Raw genomic sequence first — 17755 nt, 5'->3', positions numbered from 1 at the left:
TCACCTTCGTCTACCACCGTACGAGTGGTCGCTGAAGGCACGCTGGGTGCCGTTCGATCTGTGATACGCATTTGCGGTAGATCGTGCACCATGCAGATGACAAGCCGCTCGTCGAGTGATCGAGGCGGAGACGGCCGGTAGTGGATCTGCGATGAACGGCTGCGAGAGTTCGGCCCGGGCTAAGCGGAGAGTCCTTCTACTTACCGGTAGCGGTTCAGGACTTCTTCTTCTTGGAACGCGCGCGCCTGCCGAGGATCACCAGACCGAGCAGGATGGCCGCGGCGACGCCCGCGATGATCTTCCGCTTGGTCTCCTGGCTGTTGGCCTTGTCGGTCTCGGCGGGGTCGAGCACCGGCCCCGGAGGCGCCTGAGACGGCACCTCGTGCACGCCCGCGGCCTGCGCGATCACCGGCGCGGATGCCTGGATCTCCGAGAACGGCGCAGCCTGCGCGACAGGCGCGCAGACGACCAGCCCGGCGGCGACGAGCCCGGCAAGCTGCCCGAGACGAGACCTTTTCGGCATGACTCCCTTTCGACGGCGTGGCGCGAACCCGATTCTGCACTCTGCCGGGTTCCGGCGTCAGCCGCCACGCGGAGGACCGGAGAACGCCTCCAGAATCCGTTGCGCGGCCAGCGTCGGCGTCAGTTCACCGTCCCGGACCGCCCGTTCGACGTCCGGAACGACCGCTCGCACGTCCGGATGCGAAGCGAGCCGTCCGAGTAGCTGCTCGCGGACCATCGACCAGGTCCACTCCACCTGCTGCCGCCGTCGCCGTTCGTCCAGTTCACCCGAAGCGGTCAAGACGTCGCGGTGGCGGCCGATTTCGGCCCAGACGTCGTCGAGTCCGATGTCGGTGAGCGCGCTGCAGGTCAGCACCGGGGGCGTCCACTCGGCGTCGCGCCCGTAGATCATCCGCAGCGCGCCGGCGAGCTCGCGGGCCGCGCGTTTCGCGTCGCGTTCGTGGTCGCCGTCGGCCTTGTTGACCGCGATGACGTCCGCCAGTTCGAGGACACCCTTCTTGATGCCCTGCAGCTGGTCGCCGGTGCGGGCCAGGGTCAGGAACAGGAAGTGGTCGACCATGTTCGCCACGGTCACCTCGGACTGCCCGACCCCGACGGTCTCGACCAGCACGATGTCGTATCCGGCCGCTTCCATCAGCACGATCGTCTCGCGGGTCGCCCGCGCGACGCCGCCGAGCGTGCCCGAAGTCGGCGAAGGGCGGATGAACGCCTTCGGGTCCACCGCGAGGCGCGCCATCCGGGTCTTGTCGCCCAGGATCGAGCCGCCGGTCCGCGTCGACGAAGGGTCGACGGCCAGCACGGCGACCTTGTGCCCGGCCCCGGTCAGATCCGTGCCGAGCTGGTCGATGAAGGTCGACTTGCCGACACCGGGGACGCCGGTGATGCCGACGCGCCGCGCACCGCCCGCGTGCGGGAGCAGCTCGACCAGCAGCTCCTGCGCCTGCGCCCGGTGGTCCTCCCGGTTGGACTCGACGAGCGTGATCGCCCGGGACAACAGGCCGCGGTCACCCGCGAGGACGCCTTTGGCGAGCGCCCCGACGTCGATCTTGCGCGGCAAGGTTCAGGACTCCTGGGCGGTCAGCTGTCCGATGAGGTCGATCGCCGCTTCGGCGATCACCGTGCCGGGGCCGAAGATCGCCGCCGCGCCCGCCGCGCGCAGCTCTTCGTAGTCCTGCGGCGGGATGACACCGCCGACCACGACGATGATGTCCTCGCGGCCCTGCTCGGCGAGCTCGGCGCGCAGCGCGGGGACCAGCGAAAGGTGCCCGGCCGCCAGCGACGAGACGCCGATGACGTGCACGTCGGCCTCGATCGCCTGCCGCGCGACCTCGCCGGGCGTGGAGAACAGCGGGCCGACGTCGACGTCGAAGCCGATGTCGGCGAAGCCGGTCGCGATCACCTTCTGGCCGCGGTCGTGGCCGTCCTGGCCCATCTTCGCGACCAGGATCCGGGGACGGCGGCCCTCTTCCTCGGCGAACTTCTCGACCAGTGCGCGCGCCTGCTCGACGTTCTCGGCCTTGCCGACCTCCTCGCGGTACACACCGGAGATGGTACGAATCTGGCCGGAGTGGCGCCCCCAGATCTTCTCCAGCGAGTCGGAGATCTCGCCGACGGTGGCCTTCGCCCGCGCCGCGTCGATGGCCAGCGCGAGCAGGTTCCCGTCGGATTCGGCGCCCGCCGTGAGCCGCCGCAACGCGTCCTGCGTGGCGTCCTCGTCGCGCTCTTCGCGCAGCCGCCGCAGCTTCTCCAGCTGCTGCGCGCGCACACCCGCGTTGTCCACTTTGAGCACGTCGATCTGCTCGTCGTCGGTGACCTGGTACTTGTTGACGCCGATCACCGGCTGGCGGCCGGAGTCGATCCGCGCCTGCGTCCGCGCCGCCGCCTCTTCGATGCGCAGCTTCGGGATTCCGGCGCCGATCGCCTTCGCCATCCCGCCGGCCTGCTCGACCTCGGTGATGTGGCCCCATGCCTTGCGCGCGAGGTCGTAGGTCAGCTTCTCGACGAACGCGCTGCCGCCCCACGGGTCGATCACGCGCGTGGTGCCGGATTCCTGCTGCAGCAGCAGCTGCGTGTTCCGCGCGATGCGCGCGGAGAAGTCGGTCGGCAGTGCCAGCGCCTCGTCGAGGGCGTTGGTGTGCAAGGACTGCGTGTGTCCCTGGGTCGCCGCCATCGCCTCGACACAGGTGCGGACGACGTTGTTGTAGACGTCCTGCGCGGTCAGCGACCAGCCGGACGTCTGCGAGTGGGTCCGCAGGCTCAAAGACTTGGAGCTCTTGGGCTCGAAGCCCTTCACCAGCTTCGCCCACAGGAGCCGCGCCGCCCGGAGTTTCGCGACCTCCATGAAGAAGTTCATCCCGATCGCCCAGAAGAAGGACAGCCGGGGCGCGAACTTGTCGACGTCCAGCCCGGCTTCGACCCCGGCCCGGATGTACTCGACGCCGTCCGCGAGGGTGTACGCCAGCTCCAGGTCGGCGGTCGCCCCGGCCTCCTGCATGTGGTAGCCGGAGATGGAGATCGAGTTGTACTTCGGCATGTTCCGCGAGGTGAACGAGAAGATGTCCGAGATGATCCGCATCGACGGCTGCGGCGGGTAGATGTAGGTGTTGCGGACCATGAACTCCTTGAGGATGTCGTTCTGGATGGTCCCGGCCAGTTTGTCCGGCGTGACACCCTGTTCCTCGGCCGCGACGACGTACAGCGCGAGCACCGGCAGGACGGCGCCGTTCATGGTCATCGAAACGCTCATCTTGTCGAGCGGGATGCCGTCGAACAGCTGACGCATGTCGTAGATCGAGTCGATCGCGACGCCCGCCATGCCGACGTCACCGGCGACGCGCGGGTGGTCGGAGTCGTAGCCGCGGTGCGTCGCGAGGTCGAAGGCGACCGAAAGGCCCTTCTGCCCGGCTGCGAGGTTCCGGCGGTAGAAGGCGTTCGATTCCTCGGCGGTGGAGAAACCCGCGTACTGGCGGATGGTCCACGGCTGGTTGACGTACATCGTCGGGTACGGGCCGCGCAGGTACGGCGCGATACCCGGATACGTGCCGAGGAAGTCCACTCCGGACAGGTCGTCGGCGGTGTAGACCGGCTTGACGCCGATGCCTTCCGGCGTCTCCCAGGCGAGCGCGTCCGGGCCCTTGCCGGTGGCGGCGTGCAGTGCTTCGGTCCACTGAGGACGGTCGGCGGGGTCGGGGCCGCCCAGCTCGATTCCGGCGAAGTTCGGGATGGTCATCACTGCACTCCGAGCTCGGTCAACGTGCCGGTCAGGATTTCCAGGGCGTCGCAGCCCGTGTACAGGTAGCCCGTGACGTCCGGGTGGTCACCGGGTTTCCCGGCGAGCAGCACCGACGTGGCACCGGCTTCCTTCAGTGCCTTCGCGACGCTGTCGGCTTCCTCCGCGTAGGAGGTGTTGCTTCCGCAGAGGCAGGCGATCTTCGTTCCGCTGGCCTGGAATTCCGCTACGACGGTTGGGATGTCCTTGGGCGCGCCGGGGTTCACGGCCTCGATCCCGCCCGCCTGGAACAGGTTCGCCGCGAAACTCGCCCGCGCGGTGTGCGCCGCGACCGGGCCGAGCGTGGCGAGGAAGACGCGAGGACGGCTCGGCTGCGCGTCCGCCCGGTCCCGCAGGGCCTCGAACGCTTCGGCGTACCGATGCCGGGGCAGGCCGCCGCCCGGCAGGTCTTCGATGGCGTCGCGGACGACGGTTTTCTCCGTCAGGTTGGGGAATTCGCTGACGCCGGTGATCGGATCACGCCGGGTCGCGAGGCGCTTCGACCGCTTCTCCCAGGTCTCGGCGAGCCGTGCGGCGAGCGCGCCGGAGGCCAGTTCGGCCTCGATCCCGCCCGCCGCCTCGATGGCGGTGAACTCGCGCCACGCGGCCTTGGCCAGGTCTTCGGTGAGGTTCTCGACGTACCAGGAGCCGCCGGCCGGGTCGATGACACCGGCCAGTTTGGACTCCTCCAGCAGCACGGCGTGCGTGTTGCGCGCGATCCGCGCGGAGAACGCGTCCGGCTGGCCGATCGCGGCGTCGAACGGGAGCACGGTGATCGCGTCCGCGCCACCGACCCCGGCACCGAAACAGGCCAGCGTGGTCCGCAGCATGTTCACCCACGGGTCGCGCTGGGTCAGCATCGCGGGCGAGGTGACCGCGTGCTGCCGCATGCCGGACGACTTGCCACCGGAGACCTCGGTGACGCGCGCCCACAGCCGCCGCGCGGCACGGAACTTCGCGATCGTGAGGAACTGGTCGGCCGTTGCAGCGAGCCGGAATTCGATCTGCGCGGCCGCGGTGTCGACGTCCAGCCCCGCTTCGGTGATCGCCCGCAGGTACGCGACACCCGCGGCGATGGTCGCGCCGAGTTCCTGCGCGTCCGAACCGCCCGCCTCGTGGAACGGGAGACCGTCGGCGACGATCGTCCGCACCTTCGGGTGACTGACGGCGACCCGCGCCGCCAGTTCCGCGGCGGGGGCGAGCGGATGCGCCGAACCGGTGCGCGCGGCCGACCCGATCGGGTCGGCGCCGAGCGTCGCGGTGACCGCGCTCGCCGGGATCTCGCGTTCGACGAAAAGGGCGAACAACTCATTCGCGGCGGCTTCGTACTCGTCACCCGCGTCGAGGACGACGGGTGCGAGGTCGATGTAGACCTCGTTCAGCGCGTCACCCAGATCGGCGACGGGTACGCCATGCGCACCGGCGCGCAGCCAGATGGAGCTGACGCCGCCTTCGAGGTCGGCGAGGATCGCGGCGTTCGTGGCCTTGGCGTCACGGCGCGCGTACCGGGCGCGGACGTCCCAGCCGGTCGTCACCGCGCCCTCGGGCCGGGCGCTTCTCACGAACGGCGGAAGACCGGGGAAACCCGTCCCCTCGACGGCGTCTTCGGCGGTGTAGAGCGGCTGGATCTCCAGGCCGTCGTACGTCCGGGTGACGAGCTTGCTTTCGGGCAGGCCGTCGAACGACTCGTCGATGGCGCCGCTCTTGCGCAGCACTCCGGCCACGAGTTCCCGCCACTGGTCCCGGCTCGCTTCCGGGAACTCCGCCGCGAGCTCCAGCTCCTCGGGCGCGTCGGGCTCGCCGCGGGTCGGCACTGACTCCGTCTCGGCCACTTCCGTCATAGCCACCGATGCTAACGGCCCACAAGTGGCGTCACCTGTGACGCTAGTCGCGCCTGAGGGGCCGGCCCGGGCGGCGGCGTGGTGGGTCGTGAGTGGCGATTCGGGTTCTAACCCGAATCGCCACTCACGACCACCTGGACCGGCTCCGTACCGGTGTTCCAGTGGCTTCGTTCACTCCGACAGGGCACGGCGCATGGGTCCCTCACACGGGCATACGACACAATTGGGCCGTGCCGTCCGACACCCCCGAGCCCAGCGAGAGTCCCGGCGACGAGAAGCGAGTGGTCGCCGGCCGATACCGGTTGCGCTCGGTCATCGGATCAGGGTCGATGGGCACGGTCTGGTCGGCCTACGACGAGTTCCTGCACCGTCCCGTCGCGGTCAAGGAGGTCCGCCTCCCGCCCGGCGTCCCGGCCTCGCAGGCCGACGAGCTGCGCGAACGGACCCTGCGCGAAGCCCGTGCGATCGCCGTCCTGAGTCACCCGAACGTGATCATCCTGCACGACGTCGCGCGCGAGAACGACGAGCCGTTCGTGGTCATGGAGCTGCTGCCGTCACGCAGCCTCGCGCACATCCTGCGCGACCACGGGCCGCTGACGGTGGAGCAGGCGGCGGCGGTCGGTATCGCGGTGGCGTCCGCGCTCGAAGCCGCGCACGCCGCCGGCATCACCCACCGTGACGTCAAACCGGGCAACGTCCTCGTCGCGGGTGACGGCCGCATCAAGCTCACCGACTTCGGCATCGCGCGCAACGTCTCCGAAGCCACCATGACCAGGACCGGGATGATGCTGGGCTCGCCCGCCTACATCGCGCCCGAGGTCGCGTCCGGCGGCGCCGTCGTCCCCGCCGCCGACCTGTGGGGTCTCGGCGCGACGCTGTTCGCCGCCATCGAGGGCTCGCCACCCTACGACGCCGACGGCGACCCGCTCGAAACGGTCGGCAAGGTCGTCAACGGGAAGGTGCCGAAGCCCGCCCCCGGTCCGCTGGCCGACGTGATCGGCGCGCTCATGAAGAAGGAGCCGTCGAAGCGCATTACCCTGCGCGAGGTGCGGCGACGGCTGTATCCGTTGCAGGCCAAGACGCTCATCGACCTCTTCCCCGCCGAGCTGTTCCACACGCCCGACGGCAAGAAGACCACCGCGCATCTCGACGCGACCGACACCCAGGTGATCAAGCCGGTCGCGCCGGAGAAGCCGGGCGAGGGCACGAGTTCCGAACTCGCCGCCGACCCCGGCCCGCTGCCGTTCCTGAACCAGCCCGCGCCGGCGCCTCCCGTCGAACTCGCGCCGATGCCGACCGTCACGCCGGCCCCGCCTCGCCCGCCTGGCCGGTCCACCGTGGCCACGGTGGTGCTGGCGCTCGCGTCGATCGTGCTCTTCCTGCTGGCCGCGGGCGGCGGGTTCGTGCTGGCCAGGGCCGTCGGCGGACAGGACCTGCGGCCACCGGAGAAGGTGCAGCAGGGCGACACGATCGTCACTCAGCCACCGCCGAAACTGATCACACAGCAGGGTGACGCCAGCACGGTGAACGGCCTCAAGGGCGGCCGGTTCAGCATCGGTGTCCCGGAAGGCTGGCTGAAGTTCGTCGCGCCGCACGTCACCCGGGGGGTGCCGAGCACCGTGGTCCAGTACGTCTCGCCGGACGGCCGCCAGGTCATCCGGGTCGAGCGGCTGACCGGTTTCCTGGCCGACAGCCCGCCGCCCGCCTACTTCGGCTGGCTGAAGAGCCAGCATCCGGAGATTGCCCCGATCGGCGACCCCGCCACCGTGCCCGGCCGGGGCGAGGGCAGCCAGCGGTACACCTACCGGACGACCGAGCGCGCCGCCGGGGGCCGCGACGCCGTGAACGAGAGCATCACGCGCACGACGTACATGGACCTGTTCGCCGGCGGCACGGATCTGTGGATCCTCTCGGTGACGTCGCCGATCGAGCAGGAGAACTCGGCGAAAACGGGGATCTTCGAGCCGGTGGCGCTGTCGTTCATCGTCGACGGCTAGCCCGATCTCGCGTGATCGAACACGGAACTCGCGTGTCTGAAGCCGTAACTCGGAGTTCGGTCTCCAATCACGCGAGTTACGTCCCCAATCACGCTTGATCGGCTTCGCCGTCGGCGTGCTGGGCGAAGTAGGCCTTCGAGGCACGCTGCTGCGCCAGCCTCCGCAACACCGAGAGCAGCCTGTCGCCGAGAAGCGTCTCCACGACGGCGATCTCGATGATCTGTTCCAGCGACTCGAGCCCGGCGATCGCTTCGAAGTCCAGGTCGGCGGTCCGGTCGGCGATCTCGGCGTAGTCGTCAAGGTGGTCGAGGTACCAGCCGTGCCCGACCTCGCGGATCGTGCACAGGACGCCGACCAGCGCCTGGATGACCAGGTCGTCCTCCTTGCAGGGCCAGCCGCGGCGCTCGGTGAGGTCACGGACCGTCGCGAGCGCCCATTCGCGGGCTTCGTCGTCGGCGACCTGCCGCGGGGGCGTGATGCTCTGCTGGGCGATGCCGAGGATGTGGTGGGGGCTGGCCTCCCCGGCGTCGACCGCGGCGAGCACCTCGCCGACCGTCGCGAGCGACAGGCCGCCGACCTCCATCAGCGCCCTGATCAGCTTGATCCGCTGGACGTGCCCCTCGCCGTACTTCGCCTGGTTGGGGCTGGTCCGCTCCCCCGGCGGGAGCAGCCCTTCCCGCAGGTAGTACTTGATCGTGGCGACCGGGAGCCCGGCTTTCTCGCTCAGTTCGGCCATCCGCACGCGTGCGTTCTCCGATCTCGGGGACGGTTCCAGGGTCATCCCTGAAGATTTCTCAGGATGGATAGCTTAGGTTCCCATAACGGAGAGCTTGACTATCCATTCTGGGAGGGACCCATGACCATCTTGACCGATCTCCGCGAGAGAACCCGCACCTGGCACCGCGGTTCGTATCGCCTGGCCCAGGCCTTCGCCGTGATCACCGTGCTGTGCGTGCTGGCCATGCTGATCGACCAGCGGACGCTGAACGGCGCGCCGCTCTGGGCGAAACTGTTCAAATTCGCCGTCTCCGCGGCGCTGTACTTCTTCACCTGGAGCTGGCTCGTCTCGCTCCTGCCGAAGTTCCGGCGGACCGCGTACTGGCTGACGAACATCCTCGTCGTGTGCTTCACCATCGAGTACGCGCTGATGGTGGTCCAGACCGTCCGCGTCCGCGCGAGTCACTTCAACAACGAGACCCCGCTGGACGCCATGATCTTCGCCGTCATGGCCGGGACGATCGCCGTGCTGTGGGTGGTCAATCTCGTGCTGACGATCGCCGTCCTGTTCCTCCGGCTCCCCGATCGGGCGACGGCGTGGGCGGCCAAGCTCGGCGCGATCCTCGGCGTGCTCGGGCTCTCGCTGGCGACGCTGATGACCAGCCCGACCCCGGACCAGCAGGCCATGCTCGACGCGACCGGCCAGTCCGCGATGGTCGGCGCGCATACCGTCGGGCTCCCCGACGGTGGCCCCGGCCTGCCGATCCTCGGCTGGAGCACGGTCGGCGGCGACCTGCGGATCCCGCATTTCCTCGGCCTGCACGGGCTTCAGGTCCTCCCCTTGCTCGCGTTCGCCCTCGGCGTCCTGGCGGCGCGCTACCCGCGGCTTCGCGACGACGTCCTCAGGCTGCGGCTCGTGGTGATCGCCGGCGTCGGTTACGCGGGCCTTCTCGCCCTGCTCACCTGGCAGGCGCTGCGCGGCCAGTCGATCGTCGCCCCCGACTCCCAGACCCTGACCGCCTTCGCCCTGCTCGTGGCGGGCGTCGCCTTTAGCGGGCTAATCGCGATCGGGCGGCCGGCGCGGGAGCTGGAGGCATCGTCGCGATGAGCGTCGAGACGCTGTTCACCTGGACCTTCCCGCTGGCGACGCCGTTCTGGCTGCTGATGATCTTCCTGCCGGGCTGGTCGTGGACCCGCCGGATCATGTCCTCGCCGTGGACGCCGCTGCTGCCGCTGATCCCGTACTTCGTGCTTGCCATCGCGCATCTCGGCGAACTCTGGACCGCGGTGAGCAGGCCCGACCTCGACGTGCTGAGCGCGTTCACCGGCACGCCGTACGGGGCGGCCACGATCTGGGCCCATCTGATCGCCTTCGACCTGTTCATCGCCCGCTGGATGTACCTCGAATCCCGCGAGCACCGGATCCACCCGCTGGTGACCGGCCCGATCCTGGCGCTCACGATCTTCCTGTCCCCGTTCGGGCTGGTGGCGTTCCTGCTCGTGAGAACCGTCCGGATACGCTCGTCGCATGAGTGAGAACGAGGTCGCGGCGGCCGCCGCCATCGCCGAACGCACCGGCGTCGAGAAGCACGACATCGCCGTCGTGCTGGGTTCGGGCTGGCGCCCGGCGGCGGACGTCATCGGGGAGCCCGAGGCGGAGATCCCGCTGGGCGAACTGCCCGGATTCGTCGCGCCTGGCGCGGTCGGGCACGGGGGCACCGTCCGGTCGGTCCGCGTCGGCGAGAAGCGCGCGCTGATCCTGCTGGGCCGCACGCATTTCTACGAGGGCAAGGGGATCGACCCGGTCGTGCACAACGTGCGCACCGCCGCGGCGGCGGGCGCCAGGACGGTGCTGCTGACCAACGCCGCGGGCGGCCTGCGCGAGGGCTTCCGGGTCGGGCAGCCGGTGCTGATCTCCGACCACCTGAACCTGACCGCGCGCTCGCCGATCGTCGGCGCGAACTTCGTCGACCTGACTGATCTGTACGCGAAGCGGCTGCGCGACCTCGCCCGCGAGATCGACCCTTCGCTGGAAGAAGGGGTCTACGCGGGGCTGACCGGGCCGCATTTCGAGACGCCGGCGGAGATCCACATGCTGCGGACGCTCGGCGCCGACCTCGTCGGCATGTCGACGGTGCTGGAGGCCATCGCCGCCCGAGCCGCCGGGGTCGAGGTGTTCGGGCTTTCGCTGGTGACCAACCTGGCGGCCGGGATGACCGGGGAACCCCTGAACCACGAAGAGGTCCTGGAGGCGGGACGCCAGTCCGCCACCCGCATGGGCACCCTGCTCAAGGAACTCGTCGCCCGCGCCTGACAACCCCTTTGCGCGTGAAGGCCCCCTTCCCTCGGCTGAGCCGAGGGAAGGGGGCCTTCACGCGCTTCTCAGCCGGCGAACTCGGGAAGCCGCTGAGCGACCTCCGCGGGTGACGGCATCGCGGCGACCTCGTCGGCGAGTTTCCGCGCCGCGCCGAGGACCGTTTCGTCGGTGAGCAGCTTTCGCGCCTGCTCGAAGATGACGTCCTCGACGGCGTCGCCACCGAGCAGCCGCGCGCCCACACCGGCCGCGACCACGGCTTCGGCGTTCGTGAACTGGTCCGCCCCCTGCGGCAGCACCAGCTGCGGCAGCCCGGCGCCGAAGGCCCCCAGCGTCGTCCCGCTGCCGCCGTGGTGGACCACGAGATCGACGTGCGGCAGGAGGTCGACCTGCGGCACCCACACCTCGACGCGGACGTTGCCGGGGACTTCACCCAGCTGCTCCGGCTGCACCGTGGGCCCCGCCGCGACGATGACGTCCGCGTCGATCCGCGCCAGCCCGCCGATAGCCCGCTTCAACACGTCCTCGTCACCGAAAGCGGTGCCGAGGGTGAGATAGATCAGCGGACGGCTCGTGTCCCGCCCCGCCACTCCCGCCGGGAGATCTCCCGGCTCCGCCCAGCCGACGGGACGCAACGGGATCCTGTTCGCTTTCGCCAGGAAATCGGGCGCCTGCACCGATTCCGGACAGATGTCGACGACCGGGTCGCCGAAGGACGGCAGCGTCACGCCCTCGAAACCGACTTCCGCCGCGAATTCCGCGAGACGGCCGTGGATGATGTCCATGACCTCGCCCGGCGAGAACCGGCCGAAACCGTGCCCGATCGCGGGGATCCCGGCGAGCCGGGCGGCGATGGCGCCCCCGGCGTTGCCGCTTTCGTAGACGACGAGATCGGGGCGGTGCCGTTCCAGCACCGGCGTGAGATCGGCGACGAACCGCCGCGGCAGCACGTTCCCGAAAACCTGCCCGATGACCGGATAGAAGGACTCGGGCGGGGCGTCCTTGGCACGGGGCTGGGCGTCGGGGCCGAAGAACGAGGCGAACGCCTCGTGCATGCCGAATCCGGCGCTTTCCGCGGCCAGCCCGGCCTTTTCGACCACCGGGAGCATGTCGTCACCCGTGGCGAACAGGACTTCGTGCCCGGCGTCGCGAGCGGCGACGGCGAGCGGTAGTAGGGGATAGAGATGACCATGACTCACCAGAGAAGTGAAGATCAATCGCACCCTCCCCAACGTACCCGTAGGCTGACTCGGTGACGACTTCCTTGACTTCGGAGCTGCGGGATCGGGCGTTCCGCTGGATCGCCGACGACCCGGACGACGATTCCCGCGTCGAGCTGCAGAACATCCTCGCGCGGGCGATGGGCGGCGAAGCCGGTGCGGCGGACGAGCTCGCGGACCGGATGGCGGGCCCGCTCGAATTCGGCACCGCCGGGCTGCGCGGCCCGGTGCGCGCGGGCCCCAACGGGATGAACGTCGCGGTCGTCACCCGGACCACGGCCGGGGTCGCGGCCTGGCTGGCCGCGCAAGGACATTCGGGCGGGGCCGTGGTGGTCGGCCGCGACGCGCGGCACGGTTCGGAGGCCTTCGCCAAGGCCGCCGCCGAGGTGCTGACGGCCGCCGGGTTCGCGGTGAAGACGCTGCCCGGCCCGCTGCCCACCCCGGTGCTCGCGTTCGCCGTGCTGGAACTCGGCGCGGTCGCGGGCATCCAGATCACCGCGTCGCACAATCCCCCGGCCGACAACGGCTACAAGCTTTACGACGCGTCCGGCGGACAGATCGTCCCGCCATCGGACGGGCTCATCGAGCGGGCCATCGAAGCCGCTCCCCCGGCGATCAGCGTGCCCCGCGAGCCGGGCGCCGAGGTGCTGGGCGACGAACTCCTGGACGCGTACCTCGCGAAGGTCGCGCTTCTGCCGCGTGGCCCGGAGCGCGAGGTCAAGATCGCCGCGACGGCGTTGCACGGCGTCGGCGCGGAGACCCTGCGCGCCGCGTTCGAACGCGCCGGTTTCGGCGACCTCCACCTGGTGGCCGAGCAGGCCGTACCCGATCCCGACTTCCCGACGGTCGCCTTCCCGAATCCGGAGGAACCGGGCGCGACGGACCTTTTGCTGGCGCTGGCGTCCGAAGTGGACGCGGAGCTGGCGATCGCGCTCGACCCCGACGCCGACCGCTGCGCGCTGGGCGTGCGCGAGCGGGACGGTTCGTGGCGGATGCTGCGCGGCGACGAAACCGGTGTCCTCCTCGGCTGGCATGTTCTGTCCACTGTGGATAGTACGGATCCGCTGGTGGCCACGACGATCGTGTCGTCGTCGATGCTCGGCGAAATCGCGAAGGAATCCGGGGCGCGCTACGCGGAGACCTTGACCGGGTTCAAATGGCTGGTCCGCGCGGGCGAAGGGCTCGTCTTCGCTTACGAAGAAGCTCTCGGCCTCTGCGTGAACCCAGGTTTCGTGCGCGACAAGGACGGCATCGCCGCCGCCGTGCTCGCCGCGTCGTTGACCGCGTCCCTGCGCGCCGCCGGCCGCGGGCCACTGGACGTCCTGGACGAGCTGTCCGTGAAGCACGGGGTGCACGTGACGGATCAGGTCTCGTTGCGGGTCACCGATCTGTCGGTGCGGGAGCGGCTGATGGCAGGCCTGCGCGCCACTCCCCCGGTGTCCTTGGGCGGCACCGACGTCACGATGGAGGACCTCCTTCCCGACGCCGACGTCCTCCGCCTGACCGGCGAGGGCCTGCGCGTCGTGATCAGGCCGTCCGGGACCGAGCCGAAGCTGAAGGCGTACCTGCAGATCAAGGAGCCGGTCTCCGGCGATCTCGCCGAGGCGCGCGCGGCCGCGGACGCGCGGCTGTCCGCGCTGCGAACCGACATCGAGTCCCGGCTGGCCTGACATGCCGAAGCTGCTGATCGTCCACCACACGCCGTCGCCCTCGACGCAGGCGATGTTCGAAGCCGTGCTTTCCGGCGCGAACCATCCGGACATCGAGGGCGTCGACGTCGTGCGCCGCGCGGCGCTGGGCGCGACCGTGCCCGACGTCCTGGAGGCCGACGGTTACCTGCTCGGCACCCCGGCGAATCTGGGGTACATGTCCGGCGCGCTGAAGCATTTCTTCGACACCGTCTATTACCCGTGCCTGGATTCCACGCGCGGTCGGCCGTTCGGGTTCTTCGTGCACGGCAACAACGACACGTCCGGCACCGTGCGCGGGATCGAGGCCATCACGACCGGACTCGGGTGGGAGAGCGCGGCTTCCCCGGTGCTCGTCACCGGCGAACCGGGCAAAGCGGAACTGGAAGCCTGTTTCGAACTGGGCGGCACCCTGGCCGCCACCCTGATGCCCTGACGCGTTTCGGGAGAAAAGTAAGGGGCCTGTCACCGGAAGCCCTGGGGGTCGACCTCCGGCAACAGGCCGAGACCAAGGGTTCGCCGTGACGGCGATCGACCTTGGCCGCCTCAGCGTACTACATCCGGCACGATCTTGTGCACCCACCGGGAACAACGGCTCTCACTCCGGCGTCCGTACACCCCCAGGGCACGGATTCCGGAGTGAGAGACCGGACACGGCACGAAACCGCTTGACAACTGTAAACCACTGCATACATGCGCTGTCAACAGCTGCGGACAGGCTGTATCGCGTTACACTCCCACTACGGAACGGGACCAGTGAACGGATGGGGGGTCATGTCGCCGTACCAGACCTTCGCCCAGAAACTGAGCGCGCTGATCGATTCGGCGCGCGCGAACGAAGGCGCCCCGCACAGCTATCGCGAGCTGTCCGCGGCGATCGATCGCGCCGGCGGGCCCACCATGTCGCCCGCGTACCTCCAGCAGCTCGCCACGGGTAAACGCGTCAATCCGAAGATCCACTACGTCGAGGCGCTGGCGAAACTGTTCGGCGTTCCGATCACCTATTTCTTCGAAGACCAGGAAGCGCAGCCCGTCGGAGAGGCGAAGCTCATGGCCATGCGCGCGCAGGAGCTTTCCCCGCAGGGCCGTCGCCAGGTGATGGACCTGCTGGAGCTCGTCGAGCGATACGAACGGGCCGAGCGCGACCAGCCGGACGAAAGCCGATGAAGGAACGGGAGCTCCGCAAACGCTGCCGCAAGATGTTGAACAAGCTCGACATCGAGCCGCCGCTCGACGTCGGCGTGCTCTGCGAGCGGCTCGGCGAACAGCGGGGCAGGCCGATCCGGCTGATGCCGTATCCGCTGGAGGTCCCCGGCCCGTTCGGCTGCTGGATCGCCACCGGTTCGGCGGACTACATCTTCTTCCAGCAGGAGACCACGAAGTCCCACCAGGATCACATCATCCTGCACGAACTCGGGCATATGCTCGCCGATCACCATCCCGGCGGCGACGCCGAACCCGCCGACTTCCTGCGTGGCCCCGCCACCGGGCTCGACGGCGACGCGGTACACCGCGCCTTACGCCGCACCTCCTACGATGAGGCGCACGAATGGGAAGCCGAGACCGTGGCGACCATCATCCTCGAATGGGCGTCGGTCTTGAACTACACGATTCCCCGTCGCGCCGACGACGATGACGTCCGCCGTGTCCAAGGCGCGCTGGGCGACCATCAAGGGTGGCTGTGACCTCACTGTTCTCCCCCATCAACGTCGTGGCGATGGTGCTGTTCGCGACCGCGCTCGCCTGGCGGATCTATCAGACGTACCGGGCGCCGCGGCTGCTGCCGAACTGGGCGATCACCATCACGATCGTCTGCGTCGCCGGCTCCTTCCTCGCCCAGCAGAAGGTGATCGTCGCCTGGCTCGACGGCCTGACCGGCAAGGGCACGGGCCGCCTGGTCAACAACATCCTGCTCGCCATCGGGGTGTGCGCGCTGCTGATCGTCTTCCTCGGCTCCGCGCTGGGCCCGCGCCGCCCGAAGCGCGTCCTGTTCGAACTGATCCCGCTGTCCGGCGCGATCGCGCTGATGCTGGTCGCCATGTCCCTTACCCCGCCGGAGGTGCGCGGGCTCGCGCTGAGCCCGAAGCTCGTTCACATCCCCGGCGTGGCGCTGTTCTACCTGGGCGCCGGGATCTACCTGATCTACGGCCTCTCCGCCTGCGCCTGGTGGATCTTCCGCTACATCCGCACCGCGGACCGCCATCTGAAGACCGGATTGAAACTCAGCGCCGCCGGGCTGATCTGCCTTTCCGTCGGCAGTGTGTTCCGCGCGCTCTACATCGTGATCGCGTGGGCGTTCGGGCCGTCGATCCCGCTGCTGCTCACCGTCGCCGTCCCGCTGGTACTCCTCGGGATCGTGCTCTTCCTGGCCGGGATCACCTATCCCGGCGCCCGTGCGCGGTTCGCCGCGCTACGACGCCGCCGTCAGCACCGGCGTCACCACGACGAACTCACCCCGTTGTGGACCGCACTGGCCGGGGTCTACCCGAACATCGTGCTGCGGACCACGCCACAGGGCAGGTGGGAGCGGTGGCGCCCGCGTACGGTCCACCGCCGGTACTACCGTCGCGTGATCGAGATCCGGGACGGGCTCGTGCAGCTGAGCCCTTATCTGGAAACGGATCTCACCGCGCTCGCCGCCGACGATCCGCGGGCGGCGGCGGAAGCGCTGAAGACGGCGATCGCCAGGCAGACCGCCGGCGAGGAGACCGACGGGCGGGCGAAACTCGTGCTCCCGGGCGGCGCCTCCGACATCGAATCCGACGTCCGGCCGCTGCTCGCCTTGTCCGCCGCCGTCTCCAGGAGCGAGGCATGACCGCACAACTGCTGCTGACGGCCGGCCGCGTCCTGCCGCGCCCGAGCACGCCGGTCGAAGACGGCGCGGTTCTCGTCGAGGGTGGCCGGATCCTCGCGGCAGGCCCTCGCGCCGAGGTCGTGGCCCAGTCGTCGCCGGACGCCGAACGGCTCGACTTCCCCGGTGCGACTTTGCTGCCCGGCCTGTTCAACGCCCACGTGCACCTGGCCTTCGACGCATCCCGCGAGATGCTGCCGAACTTCCTGGCGAGCGACGACGACACCCTCCGAGCGGGCGCCAAGGAGCGGTTGGGACAGCTGCTGCGCAGCGGCGTCACGACGGTGCGGGATCTCGGCGATCGTGACGCGCTGGGCGCGCGGGTCCGAGCCGAGCTCGAAGGATCCGCCGCGCCGCGCCTGCTGACCGCGGGAGCACCACTGACCGTCCTCAAAGGACACTGCCATTTCTTCGGCGGCGAGGTCGGCGGCGACGACGCGATCCGGGCCGTGATCGACGCCAACGCGGCCGCCGGCGCGGACGTGATCAAGGTGATGGCCAGCGGCGGCCAGATCACCGAGGGCGGCGCGGACATGTGGGAATCGCAGTTCGACGTCCGGGCGCTGCGGCTGATCGTCGAGCACGCGGCGCGCCACGGGCTCCCGGTCGCGGCGCACGCCCACGGCTCCGACGCGATCGAGGCGTCGGTCGAGGCGGGTGTCCGCACGATCGAGCACTGCACCTGGATGACCGGGCCCCAGCGCCAGGACCGGCGCGAGGGCGTCGCCAAGCGCATGGCCGCCGAGGGCATCGCGGCGTGTTCGACGAGCAGCCGCAACTGGCGGATGCTGGCCGAGCGCATGGGCGAGGAACTCGCGAAGACCGTCTACGGACGGCTGTCCTGGCTGGAGGAACTGGGTGTCCCGCTGCTGGCGGGGACGGACGCCGGGCTGCCCGGGTCGGTCTTCGACGATCCCGTCGGCGCCCTCGAACTCTACGAATGGCTCGGTTTCGGCAGGCGCCGGATCCTCGAAATCGCGACGGAGGACTCCGCCGCCGGGCTCGGCCTCTCCGACGTCACCGGGCGGCTCGCCCCCGGTTTGAGCGCCGACGTCCTGGTGGTCGACGGCGATCCGCTCGCCGACCTTTCCGCGCTCCGGAACGTTCGTCTGGTCCTTTCGCGCGGAGTGGTGGCGAGCGGCTCGGCTTGATCGAGTCCGGCCTACTCGGCGCCGACGGGTGGCTCGTGGACAAGACGTGTCGCGAAAGCCACTTTCGCGACGCCTGATGTCCCGAAAGTGGCTTTCGCGACACCAGCACCGCGGCCGCGGGGGACACAGGGGATCCCCGCGTCCGATGCAGCGAAAGTCCCCCTCGCCACACCCGGCAGCGTCTTG

16 protein-coding genes are annotated in these 17755 nt (G+C 69.7%); 10 read left to right on the top strand and 6 right to left on the bottom strand.

The window, feature by feature from the left end; all coding sequences use genetic code 11:
- Positions 1-214: 214 nt before the first annotated feature.
- Genes ACZ1DY_RS05140 through ACZ1DY_RS05125 form a run of 4 tightly spaced genes read right to left on the bottom strand, consistent with a single transcriptional unit; the run spans position 215 to position 5631 of the window.
- Complete coding sequence (locus tag ACZ1DY_RS05140; RefSeq protein ID WP_126735222.1) at positions 215-523, bottom strand: hypothetical protein; 309 nt, start codon at positions 521-523, stop codon at positions 215-217.
- A gap of 57 nt (positions 524-580) precedes the next feature.
- The gene (gene meaB, locus ACZ1DY_RS05135) at positions 581-1579 is read right to left on the bottom strand and encodes a methylmalonyl Co-A mutase-associated GTPase MeaB (RefSeq protein ID WP_465483736.1); all 999 of its coding nucleotides are present in this window, start codon (positions 1577-1579) and stop codon (positions 581-583) included.
- 3 nt (positions 1580-1582) lie between these two features.
- A complete protein-coding gene (gene scpA, locus ACZ1DY_RS05130; protein ID WP_465483735.1) occupies positions 1583-3751 on the bottom strand; it encodes a methylmalonyl-CoA mutase in 2169 nt (722 codons plus the stop codon).
- The gene (locus tag ACZ1DY_RS05125; RefSeq protein WP_465483734.1) at positions 3751-5631 is read right to left on the bottom strand and encodes a methylmalonyl-CoA mutase family protein; all 1881 of its coding nucleotides are present in this window, start codon (positions 5629-5631) and stop codon (positions 3751-3753) included. The genes scpA and ACZ1DY_RS05125 overlap by 1 nt, the downstream gene beginning before the upstream one ends.
- Positions 5632-5861: 230 nt before the next feature.
- On the opposite strand from ACZ1DY_RS05125, the gene ACZ1DY_RS05120 reads away from it, so the two are divergent.
- A complete protein-coding gene (locus ACZ1DY_RS05120; RefSeq protein ID WP_465483733.1) occupies positions 5862-7628 on the top strand; it encodes a serine/threonine-protein kinase in 1767 nt (588 codons plus the stop codon).
- A gap of 88 nt (positions 7629-7716) precedes the next feature.
- Here ACZ1DY_RS05120 and ACZ1DY_RS05115 read toward each other — a convergent pair whose 3' ends face one another.
- Positions 7717-8409: a MerR family transcriptional regulator gene (locus ACZ1DY_RS05115; protein WP_257489138.1), complete on the bottom strand. Its 693-nt coding sequence runs from the start codon at positions 8407-8409 to the stop codon at positions 7717-7719.
- 75 nt (positions 8410-8484) lie between these two features.
- On the opposite strand from ACZ1DY_RS05115, the gene ACZ1DY_RS05110 reads away from it, so the two are divergent.
- The 3 genes from ACZ1DY_RS05110 to ACZ1DY_RS05100 are packed head-to-tail and all read left to right on the top strand — an operon-like array spanning position 8485 to position 10659.
- A complete protein-coding gene (locus ACZ1DY_RS05110) occupies positions 8485-9453 on the top strand; it encodes a hypothetical protein (RefSeq protein WP_465483732.1) in 969 nt (322 codons plus the stop codon).
- Complete coding sequence (locus ACZ1DY_RS05105; protein WP_126735228.1) at positions 9450-9881, top strand: ABA4-like family protein; 432 nt, start codon at positions 9450-9452, stop codon at positions 9879-9881. Before ACZ1DY_RS05110 ends, ACZ1DY_RS05105 begins: the two co-directional genes overlap by 4 nt.
- Positions 9874-10659 (top strand): purine-nucleoside phosphorylase, encoded by a 786-nt coding sequence (locus ACZ1DY_RS05100; protein ID WP_126735229.1) that lies wholly within the window; start codon positions 9874-9876, stop codon positions 10657-10659. Before ACZ1DY_RS05105 ends, ACZ1DY_RS05100 begins: the two co-directional genes overlap by 8 nt.
- Positions 10660-10727: 68 nt before the next feature.
- Here ACZ1DY_RS05100 and ACZ1DY_RS05095 read toward each other — a convergent pair whose 3' ends face one another.
- Positions 10728-11882 (bottom strand): glycosyltransferase, encoded by a 1155-nt coding sequence (locus tag ACZ1DY_RS05095; RefSeq protein ID WP_465483731.1) that lies wholly within the window; start codon positions 11880-11882, stop codon positions 10728-10730.
- Positions 11883-11911: 29 nt separating this feature from the next.
- Between ACZ1DY_RS05095 and ACZ1DY_RS05090 the strand changes: the two genes are divergently transcribed.
- The 6 genes from ACZ1DY_RS05090 (at position 11912) to ACZ1DY_RS05065 (ending at position 17569) form a co-directional block, all read left to right on the top strand.
- Positions 11912-13549, top strand: a complete 1638-nt coding sequence (locus ACZ1DY_RS05090) for a phospho-sugar mutase (RefSeq protein WP_465483730.1) — start codon at positions 11912-11914, stop codon at positions 13547-13549.
- 1 nt (position 13550) lies between these two features.
- Entirely contained in the window at positions 13551-14003 is a 453-nt protein-coding gene (locus tag ACZ1DY_RS05085; protein WP_126735231.1) for a flavodoxin family protein, read from the top strand.
- 338 nt (positions 14004-14341) lie between these two features.
- Positions 14342-14734: a helix-turn-helix domain-containing protein gene (locus tag ACZ1DY_RS05080; RefSeq protein WP_126735232.1), complete on the top strand. Its 393-nt coding sequence runs from the start codon at positions 14342-14344 to the stop codon at positions 14732-14734.
- A complete protein-coding gene (locus ACZ1DY_RS05075; RefSeq protein ID WP_126735233.1) occupies positions 14731-15252 on the top strand; it encodes a hypothetical protein in 522 nt (173 codons plus the stop codon). Before ACZ1DY_RS05080 ends, ACZ1DY_RS05075 begins: the two co-directional genes overlap by 4 nt.
- Complete coding sequence (locus ACZ1DY_RS05070; protein WP_465485824.1) at positions 15249-16382, top strand: MAB_1171c family putative transporter; 1134 nt, start codon at positions 15249-15251, stop codon at positions 16380-16382. Before ACZ1DY_RS05075 ends, ACZ1DY_RS05070 begins: the two co-directional genes overlap by 4 nt.
- Positions 16379-17569, top strand: coding sequence for an amidohydrolase family protein (locus ACZ1DY_RS05065; protein WP_465483729.1), 1191 nt, complete (start codon positions 16379-16381; stop codon positions 17567-17569). The genes ACZ1DY_RS05070 and ACZ1DY_RS05065 overlap by 4 nt, the downstream gene beginning before the upstream one ends.
- Positions 17570-17755 lie beyond the last annotated feature (186 nt).

It is taken from the genome of Amycolatopsis sp. PSD-21 (genome assembly GCF_055561455.1).
The sequence above is the reverse complement of the archived record's forward strand: the minus strand, read 5'-3'. Positions and strand labels throughout refer to the sequence as shown.